Origin of the sequence: Pseudoclavibacter sp. AY1H1 (assembly GCF_002931055.1) — a bacterium.
Taxonomy (GTDB): domain Bacteria; phylum Actinomycetota; class Actinomycetes; order Actinomycetales; family Microbacteriaceae; genus Pseudoclavibacter.
This window is the reverse complement of the sequence record NZ_PSXX01000001.1, coordinates 518,851-540,815: the sequence shown is the minus strand read 5'-3', so window position 1 is coordinate 540,815 and position 21,965 is coordinate 518,851. Positions and strand designations below refer to the sequence as shown.

The following is a 21,965-nucleotide window of genomic DNA, read 5'->3' as shown; positions in this document are numbered from 1 at the left end:
CCGTGCGGGGTGTCCTCAGGACGCGGAGGCCTTGGGTGCCGGCTCGGACTCCAAGGCGGCTGCCGCTTCGTCGTCTTCGGCGTCCGCATCGGCCTCGTCGCGCTCCTTGAGCGTGCGCGCGCGAGCCGCGAGGATGCGCTTGTCCGTGCGGGCGATCTCCGGCTCGCGTGAGCGCAGCGCCGCGTAGAGCGGGCCCGCGACGAAGATCGTGGAGAGCGCTCCGACGAAGATTCCGATGAACAGTGCGAGGGCGATGTCCCGCAGCGTGCCCGCGCCCATCAGGAAGGCGCCGATGAACAGGATCGCTCCGACCGGGAGCAGCGCCACGACTGAGGTGTTGATCGAGCGCACGAGGGTCTGGTTGATGGCCAGGTTCACGAGCTCGCCGAAGGTCCGGGAGGATTCCGCGTTGTAGTCCTCGGCGTTCTCACGGATCTTGTCGAAGACCACGACGGTGTCGTAGAGGGAGTAGCCGAGGATGGTGAGGAAGCCGATGACGGCCGCGGGGGTGACCTCGACGCCGGTGACGGCGTAGACGCCCGCCGTCACGACGAGGTCGTGGGCGAGGGCGACGAGCGCCGCGATCGACATCTTCCAGGTGCGGAAGTACAGCGACATCAGTATGGCGGCGATCGCCACGAAGACACCGAGGCCGATCACCATCTGACGGGTGATGTCCTGCCCCCACGATGGCCCGATCGTGGACAGGTTGACGTCCTCGACAGGCACGGAGTACGCCTCGGCGAGCTGCGCGCGAAGCTCAGTGTTGGCGTCCTCGGAGAGGGCGTCGGTCTGCACGCGGATTCCGCCGTCGCCAAGGACCGCGACCTTCGCGGGGGTCGCCGTGAACTCGGCGGCGGCCGCGATGGCCGGCTCCTGCTCGTCGGTCGCCGGCTGCGAGACCAGGAACTCGGAGCCACCGGTGAATTCGATGCCGAGCTCGAGGCCTCCGCGGAGGATCGGCACGAGGATCGAGATGAGGACTGCGATTCCCGCGATGGAGAACCAGATCTTCCGTCTGCCGACGAAGTTGAACGAGCGCTCCCCCGTGTACAGGTCGTTGCCCAGGGTCTGGAACTTGCTCATCAGGCTTTCTCCCCATTGCTCGTGGTCGACGTCTGATCGGCATTGGCCGATCCGGCCGCCACGAGGTCATCGCCGCCGGCCTTCTTGGCGGCTTCTGCCTTGCGCTCGGCGAGCGTTTGTCGGCGCTCGGCCTCGCGTGTTGCGCCGCGCTTCTTCTGCTCCGGGGTGCGGAACGTGCCGCGGCCGCGGTACACAGCGCCGAGCGATCTGGGATCGAGGCCCGAAGCGGGGTGTCCGTCCGCGAAGAACGGGGTCCGAGCGAGCAGGCGCATGAGGGGGTGGGTGAAGAGGGTGACCACGATGATGTCGATGATCGTCGTGATGCCGAGTGTCAGCGCGAAGCCGCGCACGTTGCCGACGGCCACGAACAGGAGCACGATGGCCACGAGGAAGTTGACGGCGTCGGATGCGAGGATCGTTCGGATGGCGCGTGTCCAGCCGCCCTCGACGGCCGAAACCAGCCCCTTGCCGTCTCTCAGCTCATCCTTGATGCGCTCGAAGTAGACGATGAACGAGTCGGCCGTGATGCCGATGGCGACGATGAGGCCCGCGACACCCGCCAGCGAGAGCCTGTACCCCTCTTGGTTGGAGAGATACGTGACGACGATGTAGGTCAGGGCCGCGGCGATGACCAGCGACGCGACGGTCACGAGTCCGAGCGTGCGGTACTGGAACAGCGAGTAGACGACGACGGCCGCGAGCCCGATGAGACCGGCGATGAGGCCGTTCACAAGCTGTGAGCTGCCCAGGGTCGCCGAGATGGTGGAGGTCGACTGCGCGACGAAGTTGAAGGGCAGCGCGCCGAACTTAAGCTGGTCGGCGAGGGCCTTGGCGCTCTCCTCGTTGAAGTTTCCGGAAATCTGCGGCTTGCCGTCGGTGATCGCCGCGTTGGTGGTCGGAGCCACGATGACCTGGTTGTCGAGCGTGACGGCGAAGCGGTTCTGGTTCTCCGTCAACCCGACGAGTCGCTCGGTCACGGCAGCGAACTCCTGCGTGCCCTGCGCATCGAACTCGATGTTCACGGCCCACTGGTTGGTGGTCGCGCCGGTGCTCGTGGTCGTGAGGCCGCTCGTGGCGTCTGCGATGCGCTCACCGGTCACCTCGACCGGCCCCAGGACGTACTTCTCCGTCCCGCTGTCGTCGCAGGTGATGAGCGGCTGGGTCGGGTCGATGTCCGCAGCGGGTGCGAGGTCGGCGCAGTTGAACTGCAGGAAGTCGACGTACATCTGCTCGGTGACCCAGTTGAGGTCGCTCGCATTCGTCGGCTCCGCGGTGGGCGTCGTCGAGAGCTCCTCCGGCAGCTGGTCGGCCGGGATGGCCTGGCTGTTCGCCGCCTGGTCGGCGACGAGCACGGCACGGAACTCGAGCTTGGCCGAGTTCTCGATGCGGTCTCGCGTGAGCTGGTCCATCTCACCTGGGACGGAGACGACGATGTTCCGACCGCCCTGGGTGGTGATCTCCGCCTCGGAGACGCCGGACGCGTCGATGCGCTGGCGGATGATCGAGACCGCCTGCTGCATCTGCTCGGACGACGGGTCTGCCTGGCCCTCCGGCAGCTGCGCCGCGAGCACGACCTGGGTACCACCCTCGAGGTCGAGCGCGAGGCGAGGCGTCCACTGACCGCCTTGCGTGGCGACGGCCAGCCAGTTGAGGCCCACGAGGGCAAGGATGAGGATCAAGAGCCACGTGAGCGTGCGCCAGGCGCGCTGGACGATGCCAGCACCCCGACCACGACGCGCCGATGACGTTGTCGACTTCGCCAAGAGAGTTCTGCCTTCTGACCTCAAGACGAGGCCCGTGCGTGAGAGGTGAGGGAGTCGCCTACGCCTTGTTGATGTTCGGTCCGGACTCGGACCCGTTGTCGCTGTCGCGACGCTCGGACTCAGCCTCGGCCTCGAGCTCGGGACGCTCTTCGACGGCCTCGTGCTCGGAGAGCGCGGAAGCGTCGTCCGGGACGGCTGGTGTGAGGATGTTCGCGACGGTCATCGAGTGGACGCGAAGGCGAGTGCCCGGCTCCGACTCGATCGTCGTGATGTTGTTCTCCTCGTCGATGTCGACGATCGTGCCGTAGACGCCGCTCTGCGTCATGACATCCGCGCCGATGACCGCGCTGCTGCGCATCTCCTGCTGCTGCTGGGACCTCTTCTTGTTGCTGCGCCACATGAAGAAGATCATGACGCCGAGGAGGACGAGGGGAAGGAGAAGCGTGAGATCCATTGTGGGTGCCTTTCTGGCAGTCCGTACTACGACTATGCACGCCCGGAACGACGGCAAACGCATCTAGTGTACGTCGCGGTCGTCCGGATGTCGCTCAGCAAGAGCTGGAGGGGTGAAGCTGGTTCCTAGATGTCGAGAGCTGACCGCTGGGGTGCTGCCCCGCCAGGGAGGGTGCGCCCGAGGTGCGCGTAGGCCTGCTGCGTTGCGACGCGGCCCCTCTGCGTGCGGGTGACGAGGCCGGTCCGGACGAGGAAGGGTTCGACCACGCTCTCGACGGTCTCCGCCTCCTCGCCGACGGAGACGGCCAGCGATCTCACGCCGACCGGTCCCCCGGCGAAGCGATCGATGAGCGCCTGCAGGACGGCGCGGTCGAGGCGGTCGAGGCCGAGCGCGTCCACGTCGTAGACCAGGAGTGCGTGCTGCACGGCCTGCTCGTTGGCGTCGGTCTCGTGGACGAGGGCGTAGTCGCGCACTCGCCGGAGGAGTCGGTTCGCGATTCGCGGTGTGCCCCGGCTCCGGGTCGCGATCTCGGCGAGCGCCGCGTCGTCGACGCGGAGGTCGAGCAGGCGGGCCGCACGGGCGAGGACCCGTTCCAGCTCGGCGTCCTCGTAGAACTCGAGGTGCGCGGTGAAGCCGAAGCGGTCGCGAAGCGGGTTCGGGAGGAGGCCCGCTCGGGTGGTGGCGCCGATGACGGTGAAGGGGGCCAGCTCGAGCGGAACGCTCGTGGCGCCTGCGCCCTTGCCGACCATGATGTCGATGCGGTAGTCCTCCATGGCGAGGTACAGCATCTCCTCGGCCGTGCGCGCCATGCGGTGGATCTCGTCGATGAACAGCAGCTCACCCGGCACCAGGCTGGAGAGGACGGCCGCCAGGTCGCCCGCGTGCTGCAGCGCGGGACCGCTCGTGAGCCGAATGGGCTGCCCCGTCTCCTCGGCGACGATGAGAGCCAGCGTCGTCTTTCCGAGGCCAGGGGGGCCCGCGAGCAGGATGTGGTCTGGGGTGCGACTCTGCAGGGCGGCTGCCTTGAGGAGCAGCTCCAACTGCACTCGCACCTTCGCCTGGCCGACGAACTCGGCGAGGTTCGCCGGTCTGAGGGCTCCCTCGAAGGCGATCTCCGCCTCGGACTCGGGTGCTTCCGGGATGTGCGAGGCGTCGGTCACGATCGGCTCCCGGCCGGCCCGAGCAGCTTGAGTGTGGCCCGCAGCAGCTTCGCGACGTCCTGCTCTTCACCCTCGAGCGCCTTCGCGGCGTCCTCGACCGCGGGCGAAGCCTGCCGTTCTGCGTAGCCGAGGCCGAGCAGCGCTTCGACCACGTCGCGGCGCACCGCCGCCGCTCCGCTGTCGGAGGACGGCTCCCCCGTGGTCGTGCCCGGGGCAGGCGCGAGAGCGATCTTGCCCGCGAGCGAGAGGATGATGAGCTTGGCGGTCTTGGGGCCGATGCCGCTCACTGCCGTGAAGGCCTTGACGTCCTCTTCGCTGACCGCGCGGGCGACCTGTTCCGGCTCGAGATGAGCGAGCACGCCGAGCGCGGACTTGGGACCGACTCCGGTGACCGTGATGAGGTGCTCGAAGATCTCGAGTTCCTCGGGTCGCTGGAACCCGTACAGGGTCCAGGCGTCTTCGCGGACGACGAGGTGCGTGCGCAGCAGCACCTCGGTGTCGAGGCGGAGCTGCAGGGCATGCGCTGGGGTCACGAAGACCTGGTAGCCGACACCCGCGGCCTCGATCGTGACCGTTGTGGCGGTCCGGTACAGCACCTGGCCGCGGAGGGAATCAATCACCGGTCTACCGTACGCGGCGGCCGCGGGATTTCGCGGCACGCTCGGCGGCGAGCCACGCGCTCTGCGCGGTTGTCGGCGCGTCCGCAGGCCGCCCGGCTGACGCGACGGCTCGCTGCGCTGGCGTCTGGCCCCTCGCTGACTTGAAGGCGTCGAGCGGGGATTTCCAAGCCGAGCAGATAGCGAGCGCCAACGCGTCGGCGGCGTCGGCCGGCTTGGGGATGTCGTCGAGTCGCAGGATGCGCTGCACCATCGTGCCGACCTGCTTCTTCTCGGCTGAGCCGTAGCCGGTGACGGCGGCCTTGACCTCCGACGGGGTGTGCAGGACAGCGGCGATGCCCCGACGTTCCGCCGCGACGAGGATCACTCCAGAAATCTGGGCGACCCCCATGACGCTCGGCAGGTTCTGCTGGGCGAAGACGCGCTCCAGGGCGATGGCATCCGGCTTGAACTCGTCGAGCACGGCCTCGATGCCGTCTGCGAGGAGTCGGAGGCGCCGCTGCAGCTCATCTCCGGGAGCTGACGTGACCACCGAGACGTGCACGAACTCGACACGCTGTCGGCCGTGCGCGTCGACGATGCCGAGGCCGCAGCGCGTGAGGCCGGGGTCGATGCCCAGGATTCGCCGCGGCACTCGGACTACTCGTCGTCTTCGGAGAGCTGCTGCTGCACCTCGGCGGAGACGTCGATGTTCGTGAAGATGTTCTGCACGTCGTCGCTGTCCTCGAGTGCGTCGATGAGGCGGAACACCTTGCGAGCGGTGTCGGCGTCGGCCTCGACCTTGACGTTCGGCACGAACTCGGCGTCGGCGGAGTCGTAGTCGATGCCAGCGGCCTGCAGGGCCGTGCGTGCGCCGACCATCTCGCTGGCTTCCGTGCGGATCTCGAATACGTGCCCGTGGTCGATGACCTCCTCGGCGCCGGCGTCGAGGACGACCTCGAGCACGTCGTCCTCGGTGGGGGTCTCCTCGTGGGGGACGACGATGACGCCCTTGCGCTCGAAGTTGAACGCAACAGAGCCAGGGTCGGCCATGTTGCCGCCGTTGCGGCTCATGGCGGTGCGCACCTCAGCCGCCGCGCGGTTCTTGTTGTCGGTGAGGCACTCGATGAGCAGCGCGATGCCACCAGGGCCGTAGCCCTCGTACATGATCGTCGTGTAGTCGATCGACTCGCCCGTGAGGCCCGCGCCGCGCTTGACGGCCCGGTTGATGTTGTCGATCGGGACGCTGGTCTTCTTCGCCTTCTGGATGGCGTCAGCCAGCGTGGGGTTGCCAGCGATGTCGGCGCCGCCGATCTTCGCCGCGACCTCGATGTTCTTGATGAGCTTGGCGAACGACTTCGCGCGACGCGAGTCGATGATGGCCTTCTTGTGCTTGGTCGTCGCCCACTTGGAGTGTCCGGACATCTGTTCTCCGTTGTTCTAGCGCGTCTCACCTGCGGTGGGCGCCTGCTGCTGTTCGTATGCACGCTGACACCGTGGCCCGAGAAGTGGACGCCACTGGTCGCCGTCGGCGAGCGGTCTCTTCGTCTAGTTTACGCGTGCTCCGGCCAAGCACCCGCGAGGAACACAGCGAGTGCGCGTTCGAGGGCCTCGATGTCGGCGATCGCGGCCAGCTCGCGGGCCGAGTGCATGGAGAGGATGGGGATGCCGACGTCGACGGTCGAGATGCCGAGCTCGGTGGACGCGATCGGGCCGATCGTCGAACCGCACGGCAGCGAGTTGCTCGACACGAAGGCCTGCACGGCCACGCCGGCGTTCTGGCAGACGCCGGTCCAGAGTGCGCTCCCGCGCGCATCCGTCGCGTAGCGCTGGTTCGCGTTCAGCTTGAGGAGGGTCCCTCGGCCCGCGATGGGCCGGGTCTCGTCGTCGTGCTTCTCCGGGTAGTTCGGGTGCACGCTGTGGCCCAGGTCGCTCGAGACGAGCCATGACGCGGCGAGCGCGCGACGCTGCTGGGCGGGTCCCGCACCGAGGCCCTCCTGGATGCGAGCGAGCACGTCGCCGAGGAACGGGCCGGCCGCGCCTGAACGGCTCGCGGAACCCACCTCTTCGTGGTCGAAGGCCGCGATGACGGGGATCACGCCACTCGGCACGGTCTCGACGAGTGCCGTCGTCGCGGCGTGGACGCTGACGAGGTTGTCGAGGCGAGCCCCGGCGAACAGCGCCTCGCCGTGTCCGAAGAGCTGGGCGTCCTGGGCATCTGCGAGGAAGAGGTCGAAGCCCGTGATCGAATCCGGGTCGACCCCGGCGTCGGATGCGAGCGCCGCCACGACGCCTCCCGCCGCCTCGAGACCGAGGACCGGGTGGGTGTGGCGCTGCGGGTCGAGGACGAGTCCGCGCTCGTTGACGCCACGGTCGAGATGGATCGCAAGCTGCGGGATGCGCGCGATGGGTCCTGAAGCGGCGAGCACGGTGGTGCCGTCAGCGAGGGCGAGACGGCCCGCGACGCGCAGCTCGCGGTCGAGCCAGGAGTTCAGCAGTGGCCCGCCGTAGACCTCGACCTCGAGGCGCTGCCAGCCCTGCGATGCCGACTCCGGGTTCGGCTTGAGCTTGAACCCAGGCGAGTCGGTGTGCGCTCCGACGATCGCGAACGGCGTGATCGGCGACGTGGACTCCGGCACTCGCCACGCGATGACAGCGCCGTCGCGGACGACGACGTAGCCGCCGGCATCCTGCGGCCACTCATCGCGTTCGTCGAGCGACGTGAAGCCGGCATCCTCGAGCCGCCGTGCGACCTCAGCTGCCGCGTGATAGGAGGAGGGGGCATCACGGATGAAGGCCGCGAGGGAATCGCTGACCTGCTTGCTCCTGGCTGCCTTGCTCGGACGGCGTCTCGCCATGTTCTGCTCCTGGTTCTCTGTCGAATCGGTCGGTGCGTGGCGTCGTTCAGTCGGCGTGCTCGGCGACCCGGTCGAGGAAGTACCTGTGGAACCGGGTCTCGCCGTTCATCTCGGGGTGGAACGACGTCCCGAGGAGGTTGCCCTGCGCGACGGCGACTACTCGACCGTCCGGCAGCGCCGCCATGACGCGGGCACGGCTCCCGACGGCATCCACGACGGGGCCGCGGATGAAGGTGGCGTGCACGGCCGGCTCGCCCAGCTCCGGAACCTCGATCTGCGTCTCGAACGACTGGTTCTGCGAGCCGAACGCGTTGCGCCGCACCGACACCTCGAGGCCGCCGAAGCTCTGCTGGCCCCTGATCGCGTCGACGACGGTGTCGGCGAGCATGATCAAGCCGGCGCATGTGCCGAAGACCGGCATCCCTGCTGCGATTCGATCCTGGATGGGCTGGGCGATGTCGAAGATCCGAGACAGCTTGTCGATGACACTCGACTCGCCTCCGGGGATCACGAGCCCCGAGACCGCCTCGAGCTGCGCCTGGGTCCGCACGAGCACCACCTCGGCGCCGAGGTCCGTGAGCACCTGCTGGTGCTCACGGACGTCGCCCTGCAGGGCGAGGACGCCGACTACGGGAGTCGCCAACGCCTCGCTACCAGCCGCGCTCAGCGAGACGGTGCGGGGCTGCGAGGTCGGAGACGTTGATGCCGACCATGGCTTCGCCGAGTCCGCGCGATGCGGCAGCGATCACGGCAGGGTCGTCGAACGCGGTGGTCGCCTTCACGATGGCGGCCGCGCGCTGGGCCGGGTTGCCCGACTTGAAGATGCCGGAGCCGACGAAGACACCGTCTGCGCCGAGCTGCATCATCATCGCGGCGTCGGCCGGGGTCGCGACGCCACCCGCGGTGAAGAGCACGACGGGCAGCTTGCCGGTCTCGGCGATCTCGCGCACGAGTTCGTATGGAGCCTGGAGCTCCTTCGCGGCGACGTAGAGTTCGTCGTGGGTCATGGACGTGAGGGCGGCGACCTCCCCGCGGATCTTGCGGATGTGCTTAGTCGCCTCCGATACGTCGCCCGTGCCGGCCTCGCCCTTCGAGCGGATCATGGCGGCGCCCTCGTTGATACGTCGCAGCGCCTCACCGAGGTTCGTGGCGCCGCAGACGAACGGCGTCGTGAACTGCCACTTGTCGATGTGGTTGACGTAGTCGGCGGGGCTCAGCACCTCGGACTCGTCGATGTAGTCGACGTCGAGCGCCTGCAGCACCTGCGCCTCGACGAAGTGCCCGATGCGAGCCTTCGCCATGACGGGGATGGAGACCTCGGCGATGATGCTCTCGATGAGGTCGGGATCGCTCATGCGGGCGACGCCGCCCTGCGCGCGGATGTCGGCCGGGACGCGCTCGAGGGCCATGACGGCGACAGCGCCGGCATCTTCGGCGATGCGCGCCTGCTCTGCGGTGACGACGTCCATGATCACGCCGCCCTTGAGCATCTCCGCGAGGCCGCGCTTGACCCGGTTGGAGCCTACGGTCCCGTCGGCGGCGACGAGGGGGGCAGTGCTTTCGCTCATGATGTCCTTACTTTCCGCGTGCAGAGAGTGCATGGCGGTTCGGAGGTGAATTGGCTCAAGTGTAGACGCGCGTGCGTCCCGGCTTGATTGGGCGACTGCCCAATCGAATCGCGGTCGGTCAGGCCTTCGGCCAGGCGTCGGCGAGGGCCTGGCGGGTCTCGCCGAGCAGCGATGGGAACGCCTTCGTCTTCGCGATGATCGGGAAGAAGTTGGCGTCGAACTGCCAGCGAGGCACGATGTGCTGATGCAGGTGCCCGGCGATGCCAGCTCCGGCCAGACGACCCTGGTTCATCCCGATGTTGAAGCCGTCGACGTTCGAGACGGCGCGGAGCACACGCATCGCGGTCTGCGTCAGATGCGCGATCTCGAGCACCTCGGCCTCGGAGGCCTCGTCGTACATCGCCACGTGCCGGTACGGGCACACGAGGAGGTGACCGGAGTTGTACGGATAGAGGTTCATGACCACGAACGCGTGCTCGCCCCGGGCCACGATGAGCGACTTCTCGTCGTCCATCGTGGGCCCGACGCAGAACGGGCAGGCATCCTGAGCGGGGTCCTGACCATCCTGGATGTACGCCATCCGGTGCGGCGTCCAGAGCCGCTGGAAGGAGTCGGGCACCCCGGCGAAGTCAGCCGAGCGCTCGATGTCGAGGCCGTCGAGCTCGCCTTCGGGGAACCCGAGCGCGCTCATGCCAGGTCTTCTGCCGTGTTCACGAGCAGGTGCTCGTCGACGGCGCCGCGGACGAGGCGGATCGCGTCCTCGATCGGAACGCCGTTGCGCTGGGTTCCATCGCGGAAGCGGAAGGAGACCGTCTTCGCGGCGCGGTCGTCCTCGCCGGCGATGAGCTGGAACGGCACCTTCGCCTTCGTGTGGTTGCGGATCTTCTTCGGCATGCGATCGTCGGACGCGTCGAGCTCGGCTCGCACGCCGTGGGATCGCAGCTCGTCGACAATGCCCTGGAGGTAGTCGCCGTACTGCTCCGCAACCGGGATGGCGACGAGTTGCACGGGCGACAGCCAGACCGGGAAGGCACCGGCGTAGTGCTCGACGAGCACGCCGAAGAAGCGCTCGATCGAGCCGAAGAGGGCGCGGTGGATCATGACGGGACGCTGGCGCGTGCCATCCGGAGCCGCGTACTCCATGTCGAAGAGCTCAGGCAGGTTGAAGTCGAGCTGGATGGTCGACATCTGCCAGGTGCGGCCGATCGCGTCGCGCGCCTGCACGGAGATCTTTGGACCGTAGAACGCGGCTCCGCCCGGATCGGGGACCAGGTCGAGACCGGACTCGGTGGCGACCTCCTCGAGCGTGCGCGTCGCCTCCTCCCACGTTGCGTCGTCGCCGACGAACTTCTCGGGGTTCTTCGTCGACAGCTCGAGGTAGAAGTCGTCGAGGCCGTAGTCCTTGAGCAGCGAGAGCACGAACTTGAGGGTGCGGGTCAGCTCGTCCCGCATCTGGTCGCGCGTGCAGTAGATGTGGGCATCGTCCTGGGTGAAGCCGCGTGCGCGGGTCAGGCCGTGCACGACGCCGGACTTCTCCATGCGGTAGACCGTGCCGAACTCGAACATCCGCAGTGGCAGCTCACGGTAGGAGTGCGCGCCCTGGTTGTAGATCAGGTTGTGCATCGGGCAGTTCATGGGCTTCAGGTAGTAGTCCTGGCCCTGCTTGGTGACGTTGCCCGCCTCGTCCACTTCCTCGTCGATGCGCATCGGCGGATACATGCCGTCTCGGTACCAGTCGAGGTGCCCGGAGATCTCGTAGAGACGCCCCTTCGTGATGTGCGGGGTAGAGACGAAGCTGTACCCCTCCTGCACGTGGCGCTTTCGCGAGTGCTCTTCCATCTCGAGCTTGATGATCCCGCCCCTGGGATGGAACACCGGCAGCCCGGATCCGAGCTCGTCCGGGAAGCTGAACAGGTCGAGCTCGCGGCCGAGGCGACGGTGGTCGCGCTTCATGGCCTCCTCGATGCGCTCCTTGTAGGCCCGCAGCTCGTCCTTCGTCGGCCAGGCCGTTCCGTAGATGCGCTGGAGCTGCGGGTTCTTCTCGGACCCGCGCCAGTAGGCGGCCGCAGAGCGAAGGATCGAGAAGCCATTGCTGAGCATCCGGGTCGAGGGGATGTGTGGCCCCCGGCAGAGGTCCTTCCAGTAGACCTCTCCCGTCTTCGCGTCGACGTTGTCGTAGATAGTGAGCTCACCAGCGCCCACCTCGACCGACTCGTTGTCGGCGTTCGCGCCACTGCCCTTGAGTCCGATCAGCTCGAGCTTGTAGGGCTCGTCGGCGAGTTCGGCCCGTGCCTCATCGTCGGTCACGACCCGACGCACGAAGCGCTGCCCCTGTCGCTGGATGCGCTGGGCTTCCTTCTCGATGGCCTTGAGGTCTTCCGGCGTGAACGGGGTCTCGACGTCGAAGTCGTAGTAGAAGCCGTCGGTGATGGGCGGACCGATGCCGAGCCGCGCATCCGGGTTGATCTTCTGCACGGCCTGCGCGATGACGTGCGCGGCCGAGTGGCGGAGGATGCTGAGTCCGTCGGCGCTGTCGCTCGTCACCGGTTCCGCGCTCGCCCCGTCGGGCACCACGGTGGCGAGGTCGACGAGCACACCGTCGAGCTTCATCGCGACGACGGAGCGGTCTGTGAAGAGCTCGAATCCGGTGGTCGTCGCGCCGCCGTTCTTGTGCGGGCGGGTTTCGGTCTCGAGGTCAACGGGATCGCTGGTCACGATGCTCCTTGTCGTTAGGCATGAACAAGCGACCACTTTATCGCGCGGCTGCCTCCGCACGGCGCAGGGACCCCGCTCCCTGAGGAGCGGGACACCTAGTTCTTCCGACGCCCTTCGCGGGGCGTGAAGGTGCCGATGTCCTCGGGCGCGTCAGAATCGGAGGGTGCCGCCGAGGGACGGGGGCCTCCGCTTGCCGATTTCGCGTCACCGGCGCCGGCTGAGGCCTTGGCTTCCGACTCGGCCTTGCCATCCTTGCCGAGCGTGTCGACCAGGCTGTTCAGGGCCAGGAGCGCCAGGCGGATCTTCTGGTGGTGTCGGCCCTCGGTCTTGACGTCGAGCTTCTCGGCAAGCTTCACCGCCTGATTCTTGATGACGCTCTCTCGTCCGGTCACGACCTTCTTCAGGCCCGTGTGGACGGCCTGGACGCGCGCGCCAGAGTTCGCGGACTCCCGCATCCGCTCACCCCTCGCTGAGCCCGTGGTGTCGCCTGCGCCGCTGCCCGTCGAAGCCATGATTCCTCCAAGTGCGCCGACCGGCGCGATCCGTGATTGCATCAAGATACGCGCAATCGCGATACATCGCGTGTGAAGACGCTGGGTGACGACTCGCACAGATACACAGCCAACAAGGCAGCTCATCCCGCTAGCCTGAAGTCAGCGATCGGCGCACTGCCTTTGGCGAACGAAACAACCAAAGGTTGCCGACCGAGGGGATCCTCACATTACGACTTCATCTTCTGCGCTCCCCCAGGGCATCGGCCGGATCCGTACCACCAAGCCCCGCACCCCGGGAGCGAAGTCCGTCACGCAGAGCTACAGCGCCGTGTCGAAGGTCATCCGCGAGATGGGCCTCCTCAAGCGCACTCGCTGGTTCTACGGGATGCTGGCCGCTGGTCTCCTCCTCGCACTGGGCGGAGCCATCACCGGGTTCATCCTGCTCGGCGACAGCTGGTTCCAGCTGCTCATCGCTGCCGCCCTCGGCGTCATCTTCACGCAGTTCGCCTTCATCGCCCACGAGGCGTCGCACCGACAGGTGCTCGAGTCCGGCCCGGGCAACGACCGCCTCGGTCGTTTCCTCGCTGCTGGTGTCGTCGGCATGAGCTACAGCTGGTGGATGACGAAGCACACGAAGCACCACGTGAACCCGAACAAGATGGGCAAAGACCCTGACATCGACTTCGACACGATCTCCTTCACGGAGGAGGACGCTCGGAAGCAGACCGGCCTCCTCGCACTGATCACGCGGAAGCAGGGCTACCTGTTCTTCCCGCTGCTCACCTTCGAGGGCTACAACCTGCACTTCCGCTCGATCAAGTCGCTCTTCACTCGCCAGCCCATCAAGGGACGCTGGGTCGAGTTCACGATGATCACGGTCCGCTTCGCGATCTACCTCGGAGCCATCTTCTGGCTGCTCCCCCTCGGCATGGCGTTCGCCTTCATCGCCGTGCAGATGGCCGTCTTCGGCGTCTACATGGGCGCATCGTTCGCCCCGAACCACAAGGGCATGCCGATCATCCCGGCCGACGTGAAGATGGACTTCTTCAGCAAGCAGGTCCTCACCTCGCGGAACGTGAGCGGCGGCTGGTGGGCGAGCGCGCTCATGGGTGGCCTCAACTACCAGGTCGAGCACCACCTCTTCCCGAGCATGCCGCGCCCGCACCTCGCCAGGGCTCGCGAGATCATTCGCGAGCACTGCCAGAACCTCGAGGTCCCGTACACCGAGACGACGCTTATCAAGTCGTACGGCATCGTGATCGACTACCTCAACAGGGTCGGCCTCCAGGCTCGCGACCCCTTCGACTGCCCGCTGGTCAATCAGTTCCGCCGCGTCTGATCTGACACGTGCGCAAAGGCCCACCCGGTTCATCCGGGTGGGCCTTTCTGCGTGTTGCCTGCGTCTCCCGGAGAGCTATTCGTAAATCTACGAATAGCTGGTACGGTCGAAGCATGAGCATCCACTTCCAAGCACAGATGCCTTCCGGCTGGAAGGCCACAAGCGCCATCCGAGTCCTGCGATTTCCCGGAGGCGAGATGACCCTCGTCGTCCCCGCGGATCTCGAAGAGAAGCCCGCCTACGCGACCGTCACGGGCGCCGACCCGAGCGACCTCATCACCCTTGGGCTCTGGGCCGACTACGCGCGTCAGCTCGGACAGCGGGCAGTCGCGGTCCTCCCCTATATCCCGGCGGCTCGTGCCGACCGGGGCATCCCTTTTGGGGCGAAGGTCTACGCCGAGCTGATCAACAGCTTCGGGCTCGATCAGGTGATCGTCTTCGACCCCCACTCCTCGGTCGCTCCCGGCCTGATCGACAACGTCAAGATCGTCGGCTCGGCGCCCTACGTGCGGCGAGCGACGATCGGACGCGTCGGATCCGCGCACGACTACGTCGGTGTCATCGCACCGGATGCAGGTGCCGTCGGCCGAGCACAGGCCGCTGCGTCCGCGCTGCACCTCCCGCTCTTCCGCGCCGAGAAGCACCGCGACTTCGAGACCGGGAAGCTCTCCGGCTTCAGCTGCGAGGCTCTCCCCCGCCACGGGCGCTTCCTCGTGGTCGACGACATCTGCGACGGAGGCGGCACCTTCAGGGGCTTGGCAGAGGCCACTGGACTGCCCAAGGAGCGCCTGACGCTCTTCGTGAGCCACGGGGTTTTCTCGGGCGACGCCCCCGCCCTCAGACAGCACTTCGGCGAGATCATCACCACCGACTCGCACCCCGGCTCCGCACGCGAGGGCGTCGCGACCAAGGTGCTCTCGATCCGGAACATCCTCGCCCCCTACGTCGAGTACTGAGTCGCGGCAGACGCGACCTCGACGCTACAAGCTCCCCCGAAAGGAAAGACCATGGACTACACACCTGTTGCTCCCCTCTTCCAGACCGATGCCTACAAGCTCGGCCACCTCCAGCAGTACGGCCTCGCCGGCGACGTCACCGGCGTCTACTCCAACTACACCAACCGCGGTTCCCGCATCCCGGACATCGGCGCGGTCGTGCACTTCGGACTCCAGGCGTTCCTCGAGCGATACGCGGATAGCTTCCGCGTCTTCTTCGAGGCCGACGAGGATCAGGTCTGCCAGGCCTACGAGGCTCGTCTCGCGAGCATCCTCGGGCCGAACACGATCGGCAGCGCCCACATCCGCGCGCTGCACCGCCTCGGCTTCCTCCCCCTGCGGTTCTGTGCCGTGCCGGAGGGCACAGCAGTGCCGCTTCGAATTCCGAGCTTCACGCTCGAGAACACGCACCCCGACTTCTTCTGGCTCACCAACTACATCGAGACGGTGCTGAGCGCGGAGATCTGGCAGGCATCGACGACCGCGACGATCGCCAAGGCGATGCGCGAGACGCTCGAGACCGCGGCGAGGAGAACGGGGACGCCCCTGGCTGCTGTCGACTGGCAGGGGCACGACTTCTCCTACCGAGGGATGTCCTCCAACGAGACCGCCGCGATGAGCGGCGCCGCGCACCTGCTCAGCTTCACAGGCACCGACTCACTCGTCTCCATCGACTGGATCGAGCGTCACTACGGCGGAGCGTTCGTCGCTGGCAGCGTGCCAGCCACGGAGCACTCGGTCATGTGCGCGGGTATCGCGACGGTCGGCGAGCGTGAGCTCTTCGAGGGGCTGCTCGGCCTCTACCCGAGCGGCATCGTCTCCGTCGTCTCCGACACCTTCGATCTCTGGCGTGTGCTCACCGAGTACCTGCCGGCGCTCCGAGAAGAGGTGCTCGCCCGGGACGGGAAGCTGGTCATCCGGCCAGACTCCGGGAACCCCGTCGACATCCTCTGTGGAGTGGAGGAGGGAGCCCCAGACGCTGGCGCGGCTGAGCGGAAGGGCGTCATCGAACTGCTCTGGGACACGTTCGGCGGGACGGTGAACGAGGCCGGCTACAAAGAGCTCGACCCACACATCGGGGCCATCTACGGTGACTCCATCACCCGCGAGCGGGCGGTGCTGATCACCGAGCGGCTGGCCGCGAAGGGCTTCGCTTCTGGCAACGTCGTCTTCGGCATGGGAAGCTTCGGGTACCAGTACCAGACCAGGGACACGTTCATGTCGGCGATCAAGGCGACGTGGATCCAGGTCGATGGTCGCGGCGTCGACATCCGGAAGGACCCTGTGACGGACAGCGGAACGAAGAAGAGCGCGACGGGCCGCCTGGCGGTGGTGACGGACGCCGACGGCCGCATGCGCCTGATCGAGCGGGCCACGCCTGCCGAGGAGGCGGAGTCCCTGCTGCAGCCCATCTGGGAGGACGGCGGCTTCGTGCGGCGGCAGACGTTCCCGGACGTTCGGGCGGTGCTCGCGAAGCAGACGGTGCTGCGTTGACCGAGTCCTACGACCAGCCGCTCGTCGCGATGGATGCACTCGCTGTGCGCTATCGCGACGAGCGGCTGGAGTTCGGCGTCGCGGTGCGCGAGAACGCGCCGCACGCCGGGGTGGAGGCCATCCCCGGCGTCCTGCTGCTGTCCGGGGAGCACGGGGCTGGCCCCGTGCTGCGTGCGATGCGGACGAAGGCTGGGATACCGGACGATGATGTGCGACTGACGCGCCAGCTCGGCTGGTTCGACGGCACGATGCGCGACCCACGCAGCGCCACGATCTCGCTCGCCAGCCTCGTCTTCCTGCGCGCCGAGGCGCGCGACGGGCAACTGCGCTGGCATCCGCTCGACAGCGTGCCCCACCTCCCCTTCGACCACGCGCAGATCGTCGAGGCGGCTCGTGTGCGCCTCGGTGAGGTCGTCTGGCGGGACTGGGCCGTCACCCGAGCCCTGCTCGGCGAGAAGTTCACGTCGGGGATGGCTCTGGCGCTCGGGGCGGCGCTCGATGCTGAGCCCTTCGACCGACCGAACTTCCGCCGGTGGCTGGAGGGGACGGGGGTCGTGCGTGTCACCACTGACACCACTGGGGTGAAGATCCGAGGTCGGACGACAGTCTGGGAGTGGAAGGACTGAGGTTCGGCCGCACTCGAGGGGCAGTCGGGGACGAAGCGATGACCGCCACCCGGCTCGCTTCACGCGGACTGAACCACCGTGGTCACGATCAGGCGCGTGTCGAGAGCGGCGAGATCGCCTTCTCGAAGACCCAGATGGCTTTCGTCTCCGGGAACCACGGGGTGCCGTCCTGCTCGAGCACGGACCAGGCGGCCAGGTGCTGTCGGTACCCCGGCTGCACCCAGGCCTCCCGGTGCACCAGCCGCAGTCCGGCACCAAGCGCTTCGACGGCGTCGACGAGCTCGTCCAGCTCGAACTGACAGTACTGCTCCTGTGTCTCGCGCGGCAACGACTCGGCGCCCCAGTTCACGGTCAGCAGCGCCTCAGCCACCACGCGAGCTGAGCCGACGAAGCGGTGCTGGCCGAGGCTCTCGAGGCGCCTCAGCTCGGGGAGCGGAACGCGCTTCAAGTAGGCGCTGAGGAGCTCGTCGCCATCGTGGCCGGGGGTGACGAGCGTCGTCAGGCGATCCGGTCGAGCGGGTGTCACGAAGTCACGGATGACGAGGACTCCGCCCGGGCTGAGCGCCTTCGCGATGATCGTGAGGTTCGCCATGACGGCCTGACGCCCGTTCTCCGGCCCGTTCGGGCCGTACGACGCGATCTCGTGCAGGACCGAGCTCATCACGATGCCGTCCAGATCACGCAGGCCGAGCACCTCCAGTTGGTCCGCGGAGCCTGAGCGCACCGTGATGCCGGGCATCTGCTCGAGATGCGCGATCGCATCGGCGGAGTCGTCGAGTGCGATGGTCTCTTCGATGTCAGGGAGCACTGCGATTCTCGCCGCGAGCTCTCCTCCCCCGGCACCGATGTCGAGGACCCGACCGCCGCGCAGCCAGTCCGTGAGCTGAGTTTTCTCGTCAACGGCGGCAGCCATGCGGCGGAAGTAGCGTTCCTCGAGTTCGGGGCGGGCAGTGCTGGTGCCGGCCGCCGAGAGCACCCGGGTCTCTGCGTGTTCGGGATTCGTCACGGGCCTCACGCCTTCCGATCAGGACTTCGACGAGACACGAAGAAGGCCCCTGATTTCTCAGGGGCCTTCTCCTCAATGGTGGGCGATACTGGGATCGAACCAGTGACCTCTTCCGTGTCAGGGAAGCGCGCTACCGCTGCGCCAATCGCCCATTGCGAGGTGACGACGGGATTCGAACCCGTGTGGACGGCTTTGCAGGCCGCTGCCTCGCCTCTCGGCCACGTCACCGTGTTGTGGGTTGAAACCCGTGCAAACTCTTTCTGGTGTTTACCACCAGACTGAGTCACACTCGAGCGGATGACGAGATTCGAACTCGCGACCCTCACCTTGGCAAGGTGATGCGCTACCACTGCGCCACATCCGCATCGCGCTTGTCTCGGGAACTTCCGTTCCGGCTTGACCAGCGCGAGAATGACTCTATAGGAACTCGGGCCGCGATACAAAATCCACCGGTGTAATTCGAGGAAAGACCTGGTCAGAACGGCAGGTCGCGATCGCGAAAACAGAGCGATGCCCACTCTCGAGCTGCCTGCACGATGGGCGAACGCCGTCGGGAGGCGTCACGAGCCTGCTGTGCGGGTCAGGGCCTGCCGGAGTGGCGACACACAACACCCTCGCGCACGTCGGTGATCATCCACAGCCCGAATCTGTGGCATGATTAGTCCTCGTCGCGGGTGATTGGCGCAGTTGGTAGCGCGCTTCCTTCACACGGAAGAGGTCGTGGGTTCGAGTCCCGCATCACCCACCGCGAGAAACCCCCGGCCGGGAAGACATTCGCTCTTTCTGCTTCGGGGGTTTTTGCTAGCCAGATGGCGACAAATGCCGGTCAAATGCCGGTGGAGCCACCGGGTGCGGTGCTTGTGGTCGGATCGGCAAGCACAAGCAACGGTCCGCAACGGAACGGTGTCGCCTCGACGCAGCGGGCGGGGCTCTCTCCTGGCGCGTGCCGGTGGAATGCCGGTCTTGACCGGCACGGTCCGCAACGGTCCGCAACGGTCCGGGCGCCCTTCTTCGCTCTTCCTCGCGAGTTCGCGCATAGGGAGTGACATGAGCACTCAGAACGCATCGTCCACGTCCACCCGCAGCCGCAAGGTCGCTGGCGCCCCTCAGCCGGTCGAGCTCGGTGCCGGGGCACCCCTCGGTCGCCTCTACTCGGTGGAGGATCTGGCCGAACTCACTGGCCTCCCTAAGAGCACGCTCTACCACTTCAACTCAGAAGGGAAGGGCCCGAAGAACCCGCTCAAGATGGGTAAGCAGATCCGGTTCTTCGAATCAGAGGTCCGAGCTTGGCTCAAGACGTTCCTATCCGGTTCCAACGAGAGCGCAGCATGATCACGACGCTCGGGAACGGCAAGCATCGAGTTCGGATCTACACGGGCGGGGTCGAGGTCGCTTCGAAGGTCTTCGAGCCCAACCAGCAGAGCCAGGCTCGCGAATGGGAGGTGACGCAGAAGATCGCGCTGCGGGAGCAGATATTCATCAAGCCGGTGAAGGGGCGCACGAAGTTCTCCGCCGTCGCCGCCGCCTTTGTCGAGGCGAAAGATGGTGTCATGAACCCGCAATCGCTCGACGCGATCCGTTTCGCGACGGAGACCTACTTTCCAGAGCGGTTGGCGAAACTGCCGATCGGCCGCATCACCACGCCCATGATCGCCCAGTGGTACGACGAGCTCCTCGCCGCCGGCTACCAACGTTCCAGTGTCGTTCGGTGGCGAACGGCAGTGAAATCTGTGTTCACGTGGGCGATCTCGCAGGAACTCGTGGGTGCCGATCCGATCTCGAAAACGTCTGTGCCCACGGCCGTCGCGACATCCCCGGAATCGATCAGGGCCATGACCTACGAGCAGAGCGCATCCGTCGTGGCCGGCGCTGCGAAAAGGCATGGACCGTACGCTGAGATCCTCGAGTTCTTCCTCGAGACCGGCCTACGCTGGGGCGAACTGGCTGACCTCCGAGTTTCACGCTACGAAGCGATCCCCAGGCCCTACATCACCGTGTCCAGTAGCGCCTCAGACGGCTACGAGCCGAAGTCAACGAAGAGCGGTCGGGCGCGTCGAGTACCTCTTTCACCGCGGGCGCGAGACATCATCGAGCGTCGCATCAGTGGCAAGACATCCGACGCTCTGATCTTCACGTCCCGTGTCGGCGGGCGACTCAACGGCACGAATTTCAAACGCTTCCTCGACTGGAAAACACTCGGAATCGGCTTCCGAATCCATGATCTCCGCCATACCGCTGCAACCCGTTGGCTCTCGGCAGGAATCGATGTCGCCACTGTCTCCAGCTGGCTCGGGCACAGCAGCGCCACGGTGACCATGAACATCTACAGCCACTACCTCGGGGGCGCCAGTGACCAAGTTGCGCTCGAGCGACTCGCCGCACACCGTGCGTCGGTCGAGCGCGTCCACACTGAAGCTGTCGAACCGGTAGAGATGCGTGCCCGCGTCCAACTCTCGGGCGCGGCGCTCGAACTCCTGGATCGTGGATGAACCCGGTGGCCAACTTCAGATTCACGACCTTTTCCCGCGACGCGTCCCGTACGACAGTAGGTAGTGAAGGCGCCTCCGAGAGCGCGGCCTCTGGTGGGGACCCGAACCATCAACCTGCCGAGTCTGAGCCACCTGCCCGAGCATGACCGGCATGCCCCGACTCTCTTGATTTTCCGGGCCTGTTCGACCCGCCTGACTCAAACTCTACGGGTTCACACGGACCGAATGCGGGTTCGAAACGGGGGTTTTCGGGGGTTTTTGGAGTTAAAAGAGGGTTGGGTTGCGGGGCAGTCCGCACGGCGTGTCGCGTTCGGCTGGTGCACCCGGGGCCGCACGTCCAAGGACCACCTTGCCCCGGTGCATCACCGTGCATCGGATGCGATCCGGACAAAATGAAAGGCCCCGCCGGAAGTGATTCCGGCGGGGCCTGGTACCGCTGTCCAACGGCGCCCGAATGCAGGTCCCCCGACGTGCCGGGGCTGAACGTTGAAGCGGCTGTTTCAGCGTACGAGTGGCCAGCGCGCCACACGCGAGAGCGGTGCGAAGTCAGGATGAACTGGCACTGGCTCCGCACGAGACGGCTCTCGCAATGGCACTGTTCATCCCGATCAATCTGCTGCCGGACACGGCACCTCGACTTCGAATTTGAGGCCGGCGATGGAGATGAACTGCCAACCCTGCGCCCCGCCGTTCTGTGTGTACAGCATCGTCGAGCCGGTCGGGAAGCTCGCAAAACGGAACACGTCGAGGAAGTCTGAGTCCAAGGGGGTGAACTCGTTGTCCCCCTCCCGGTGGAATGGATCCGCGAGCGTGCCTGCGCCGACTCCGGCCGATGCTGGGCTCGGGGTTATCGATTCTGGCGTCACGCTGAATCCCACCGCGTCCCAGTAGGTGGCTCGCCAACCGGAGTTGGCAACCGAAGAGATGTCGAAGACCGTCAGCTCGAAGTTCTTCGGCGTGAATGCTGCCCCCGTGCTGTCGACGAATTCGAACGTGAGCGTCTGCGTCGGGGCCAAGGTCGAGGCCGGTGCGGTCGTGCCATCGATGCGTTGATTGAGCACGAGCGATCCAGCTGCGCCAAAGCCGGAGAACTCGTAGTCGTCGCTGCCATCTGCAGCGGCTTCCCCGTTCCATCCTGCTCCGTCGTCCGTGAGGTTGTGTGAGACGCCGTTTTGTGTAGTGGTCGTTCCCGGCCCGAGTGTTGACACAGCCCGGACGGTGTAGGTCGTGGCGCTTCCCGGGACGGTCGCTGTCCATTCCGAGGGATTGCCGGCGACGGCGACTGCCGACGCGGTAGCGGTGCCCGTGCACAGAAGGGTCGA

The 21,965-nt window shown here is 66.6% G+C and carries 21 protein-coding genes and 4 tRNA genes; 7 read left to right on the top strand and 18 right to left on the bottom strand.

Annotated features, from left to right (window positions below; all coding sequences use genetic code 11):
* Window positions 1-15: 15 nt before the first annotated feature.
* From secF to C5E05_RS02580, 13 genes are all read right to left on the bottom strand, one after another.
* Complete coding sequence (gene secF, locus C5E05_RS02640; protein WP_104341034.1) at window positions 16-1,086, bottom strand: protein translocase subunit SecF; 1,071 nt, start codon at window positions 1,084-1,086, stop codon at window positions 16-18.
* A complete protein-coding gene (gene secD / locus C5E05_RS02635) occupies window positions 1,086-2,849 on the bottom strand; it encodes a protein translocase subunit SecD (RefSeq protein WP_228496575.1) in 1,764 nt (587 codons plus the stop codon). The genes secF and secD overlap by 1 nt, the downstream gene beginning before the upstream one ends.
* Window positions 2,850-2,907: 58 nt before the next feature.
* A complete protein-coding gene (gene yajC / locus C5E05_RS02630) occupies window positions 2,908-3,303 on the bottom strand; it encodes a preprotein translocase subunit YajC (protein WP_181057836.1) in 396 nt (131 codons plus the stop codon).
* 125 nt (window positions 3,304-3,428) lie between these two features.
* The gene (gene ruvB, locus C5E05_RS02625) at window positions 3,429-4,463 is read right to left on the bottom strand and encodes a Holliday junction branch migration DNA helicase RuvB (RefSeq protein ID WP_104341033.1); all 1,035 of its coding nucleotides are present in this window, start codon (window positions 4,461-4,463) and stop codon (window positions 3,429-3,431) included.
* Window positions 4,460-5,083 carry a Holliday junction branch migration protein RuvA gene (gene ruvA, locus C5E05_RS02620; protein WP_104341032.1) on the bottom strand — a complete coding sequence of 208 codons (624 nt, stop codon included), beginning with the start codon at window positions 5,081-5,083 and terminating at the stop codon, window positions 4,460-4,462. Before ruvA ends, ruvB begins: the two co-directional genes overlap by 4 nt.
* A gap of 4 nt (window positions 5,084-5,087) precedes the next feature.
* Complete coding sequence (ruvC, locus tag C5E05_RS02615; RefSeq protein ID WP_104298769.1) at window positions 5,088-5,714, bottom strand: crossover junction endodeoxyribonuclease RuvC; 627 nt, start codon at window positions 5,712-5,714, stop codon at window positions 5,088-5,090.
* A 5-nt stretch (window positions 5,715-5,719) separates the two neighbouring features.
* Window positions 5,720-6,484 carry a YebC/PmpR family DNA-binding transcriptional regulator gene (locus tag C5E05_RS02610; protein WP_104241297.1) on the bottom strand — a complete coding sequence of 255 codons (765 nt, stop codon included), beginning with the start codon at window positions 6,482-6,484 and terminating at the stop codon, window positions 5,720-5,722.
* A gap of 128 nt (window positions 6,485-6,612) precedes the next feature.
* A complete protein-coding gene (locus C5E05_RS02605) occupies window positions 6,613-7,917 on the bottom strand; it encodes a M18 family aminopeptidase (RefSeq protein WP_104341031.1) in 1,305 nt (434 codons plus the stop codon).
* Window positions 7,918-7,963: 46 nt separating this feature from the next.
* Entirely contained in the window at window positions 7,964-8,560 is a 597-nt protein-coding gene (pdxT, locus tag C5E05_RS02600; RefSeq protein WP_104341030.1) for a pyridoxal 5'-phosphate synthase glutaminase subunit PdxT, read from the bottom strand.
* Window positions 8,561-8,567: 7 nt separating this feature from the next.
* Complete coding sequence (pdxS, locus tag C5E05_RS02595; RefSeq protein ID WP_104341029.1) at window positions 8,568-9,485, bottom strand: pyridoxal 5'-phosphate synthase lyase subunit PdxS; 918 nt, start codon at window positions 9,483-9,485, stop codon at window positions 8,568-8,570.
* Between the two features lie 118 nt (window positions 9,486-9,603).
* Window positions 9,604-10,176, bottom strand: a complete 573-nt coding sequence (locus C5E05_RS02590) for an HIT domain-containing protein (protein ID WP_104241301.1) — start codon at window positions 10,174-10,176, stop codon at window positions 9,604-9,606.
* Window positions 10,173-12,095, bottom strand: a complete 1,923-nt coding sequence (thrS, locus tag C5E05_RS02585; RefSeq protein WP_104341196.1) for a threonine--tRNA ligase — start codon at window positions 12,093-12,095, stop codon at window positions 10,173-10,175. The genes C5E05_RS02590 and thrS overlap by 4 nt, the downstream gene beginning before the upstream one ends.
* A 200-nt stretch (window positions 12,096-12,295) precedes the next feature.
* Window positions 12,296-12,712 (bottom strand): hypothetical protein, encoded by a 417-nt coding sequence (locus C5E05_RS02580; RefSeq protein ID WP_104341028.1) that lies wholly within the window; start codon window positions 12,710-12,712, stop codon window positions 12,296-12,298.
* A 241-nt stretch (window positions 12,713-12,953) separates the two neighbouring features.
* On the opposite strand from C5E05_RS02580, the gene C5E05_RS02575 reads away from it, so the two are divergent.
* From C5E05_RS02575 to C5E05_RS02560, 4 genes are all read left to right on the top strand, one after another.
* Window positions 12,954-14,033: an acyl-CoA desaturase gene (locus tag C5E05_RS02575; RefSeq protein ID WP_258064764.1), complete on the top strand. Its 1,080-nt coding sequence runs from the start codon at window positions 12,954-12,956 to the stop codon at window positions 14,031-14,033.
* Between the two features lie 113 nt (window positions 14,034-14,146).
* Complete coding sequence (locus C5E05_RS02570) at window positions 14,147-14,989, top strand: phosphoribosyltransferase family protein (protein ID WP_104341027.1); 843 nt, start codon at window positions 14,147-14,149, stop codon at window positions 14,987-14,989.
* A gap of 51 nt (window positions 14,990-15,040) precedes the next feature.
* Window positions 15,041-16,522 (top strand): nicotinate phosphoribosyltransferase, encoded by a 1,482-nt coding sequence (locus C5E05_RS02565; RefSeq protein WP_104341026.1) that lies wholly within the window; start codon window positions 15,041-15,043, stop codon window positions 16,520-16,522.
* Window positions 16,519-17,148 carry an NUDIX hydrolase gene (locus C5E05_RS02560; protein ID WP_104341025.1) on the top strand — a complete coding sequence of 210 codons (630 nt, stop codon included), beginning with the start codon at window positions 16,519-16,521 and terminating at the stop codon, window positions 17,146-17,148. Before C5E05_RS02565 ends, C5E05_RS02560 begins: the two co-directional genes overlap by 4 nt.
* An 88-nt stretch (window positions 17,149-17,236) precedes the next feature.
* Here C5E05_RS02560 and C5E05_RS02555 read toward each other — a convergent pair whose 3' ends face one another.
* From C5E05_RS02555 to C5E05_RS02540, 4 genes are all read right to left on the bottom strand, one after another.
* Window positions 17,237-18,154, bottom strand: coding sequence for a methyltransferase domain-containing protein (locus C5E05_RS02555; protein ID WP_146081015.1), 918 nt, complete (start codon window positions 18,152-18,154; stop codon window positions 17,237-17,239).
* A 76-nt stretch (window positions 18,155-18,230) separates the two neighbouring features.
* Window positions 18,231-18,305: transfer RNA gene (locus C5E05_RS02550), tRNA-Val, on the bottom strand.
* A gap of 6 nt (window positions 18,306-18,311) precedes the next feature.
* Window positions 18,312-18,382: transfer RNA gene (locus tag C5E05_RS02545), tRNA-Cys, on the bottom strand.
* Window positions 18,383-18,446: 64 nt separating this feature from the next.
* A tRNA-Gly gene (locus C5E05_RS02540) sits at window positions 18,447-18,518 on the bottom strand.
* Between the two features lie 308 nt (window positions 18,519-18,826).
* Between C5E05_RS02540 and C5E05_RS02535 the strand changes: the two genes are divergently transcribed.
* The 3 genes from C5E05_RS02535 to C5E05_RS02525 all read left to right on the top strand — a co-directional run bounded on the left by C5E05_RS02535 (window position 18,827) and on the right by C5E05_RS02525 (window position 20,643).
* Window positions 18,827-18,899: transfer RNA gene (locus tag C5E05_RS02535), tRNA-Val, on the top strand.
* Window positions 18,900-19,201: 302 nt separating this feature from the next.
* Window positions 19,202-19,486, top strand: coding sequence for an AlpA family transcriptional regulator (locus C5E05_RS20015; protein ID WP_181059322.1), 285 nt, complete (start codon window positions 19,202-19,204; stop codon window positions 19,484-19,486).
* Window positions 19,483-20,643, top strand: a complete 1,161-nt coding sequence (locus C5E05_RS02525) for a site-specific integrase (protein ID WP_104341022.1) — start codon at window positions 19,483-19,485, stop codon at window positions 20,641-20,643. Before C5E05_RS20015 ends, C5E05_RS02525 begins: the two co-directional genes overlap by 4 nt.
* A 608-nt stretch (window positions 20,644-21,251) precedes the next feature.
* On the opposite strand, the gene C5E05_RS02520 is transcribed toward C5E05_RS02525, so the two are convergent.
* Complete coding sequence (locus tag C5E05_RS02520; RefSeq protein ID WP_146081013.1) at window positions 21,252-21,851, bottom strand: hypothetical protein; 600 nt, start codon at window positions 21,849-21,851, stop codon at window positions 21,252-21,254.
* Between the last annotated feature and the right edge of the window lie 114 nt (window positions 21,852-21,965).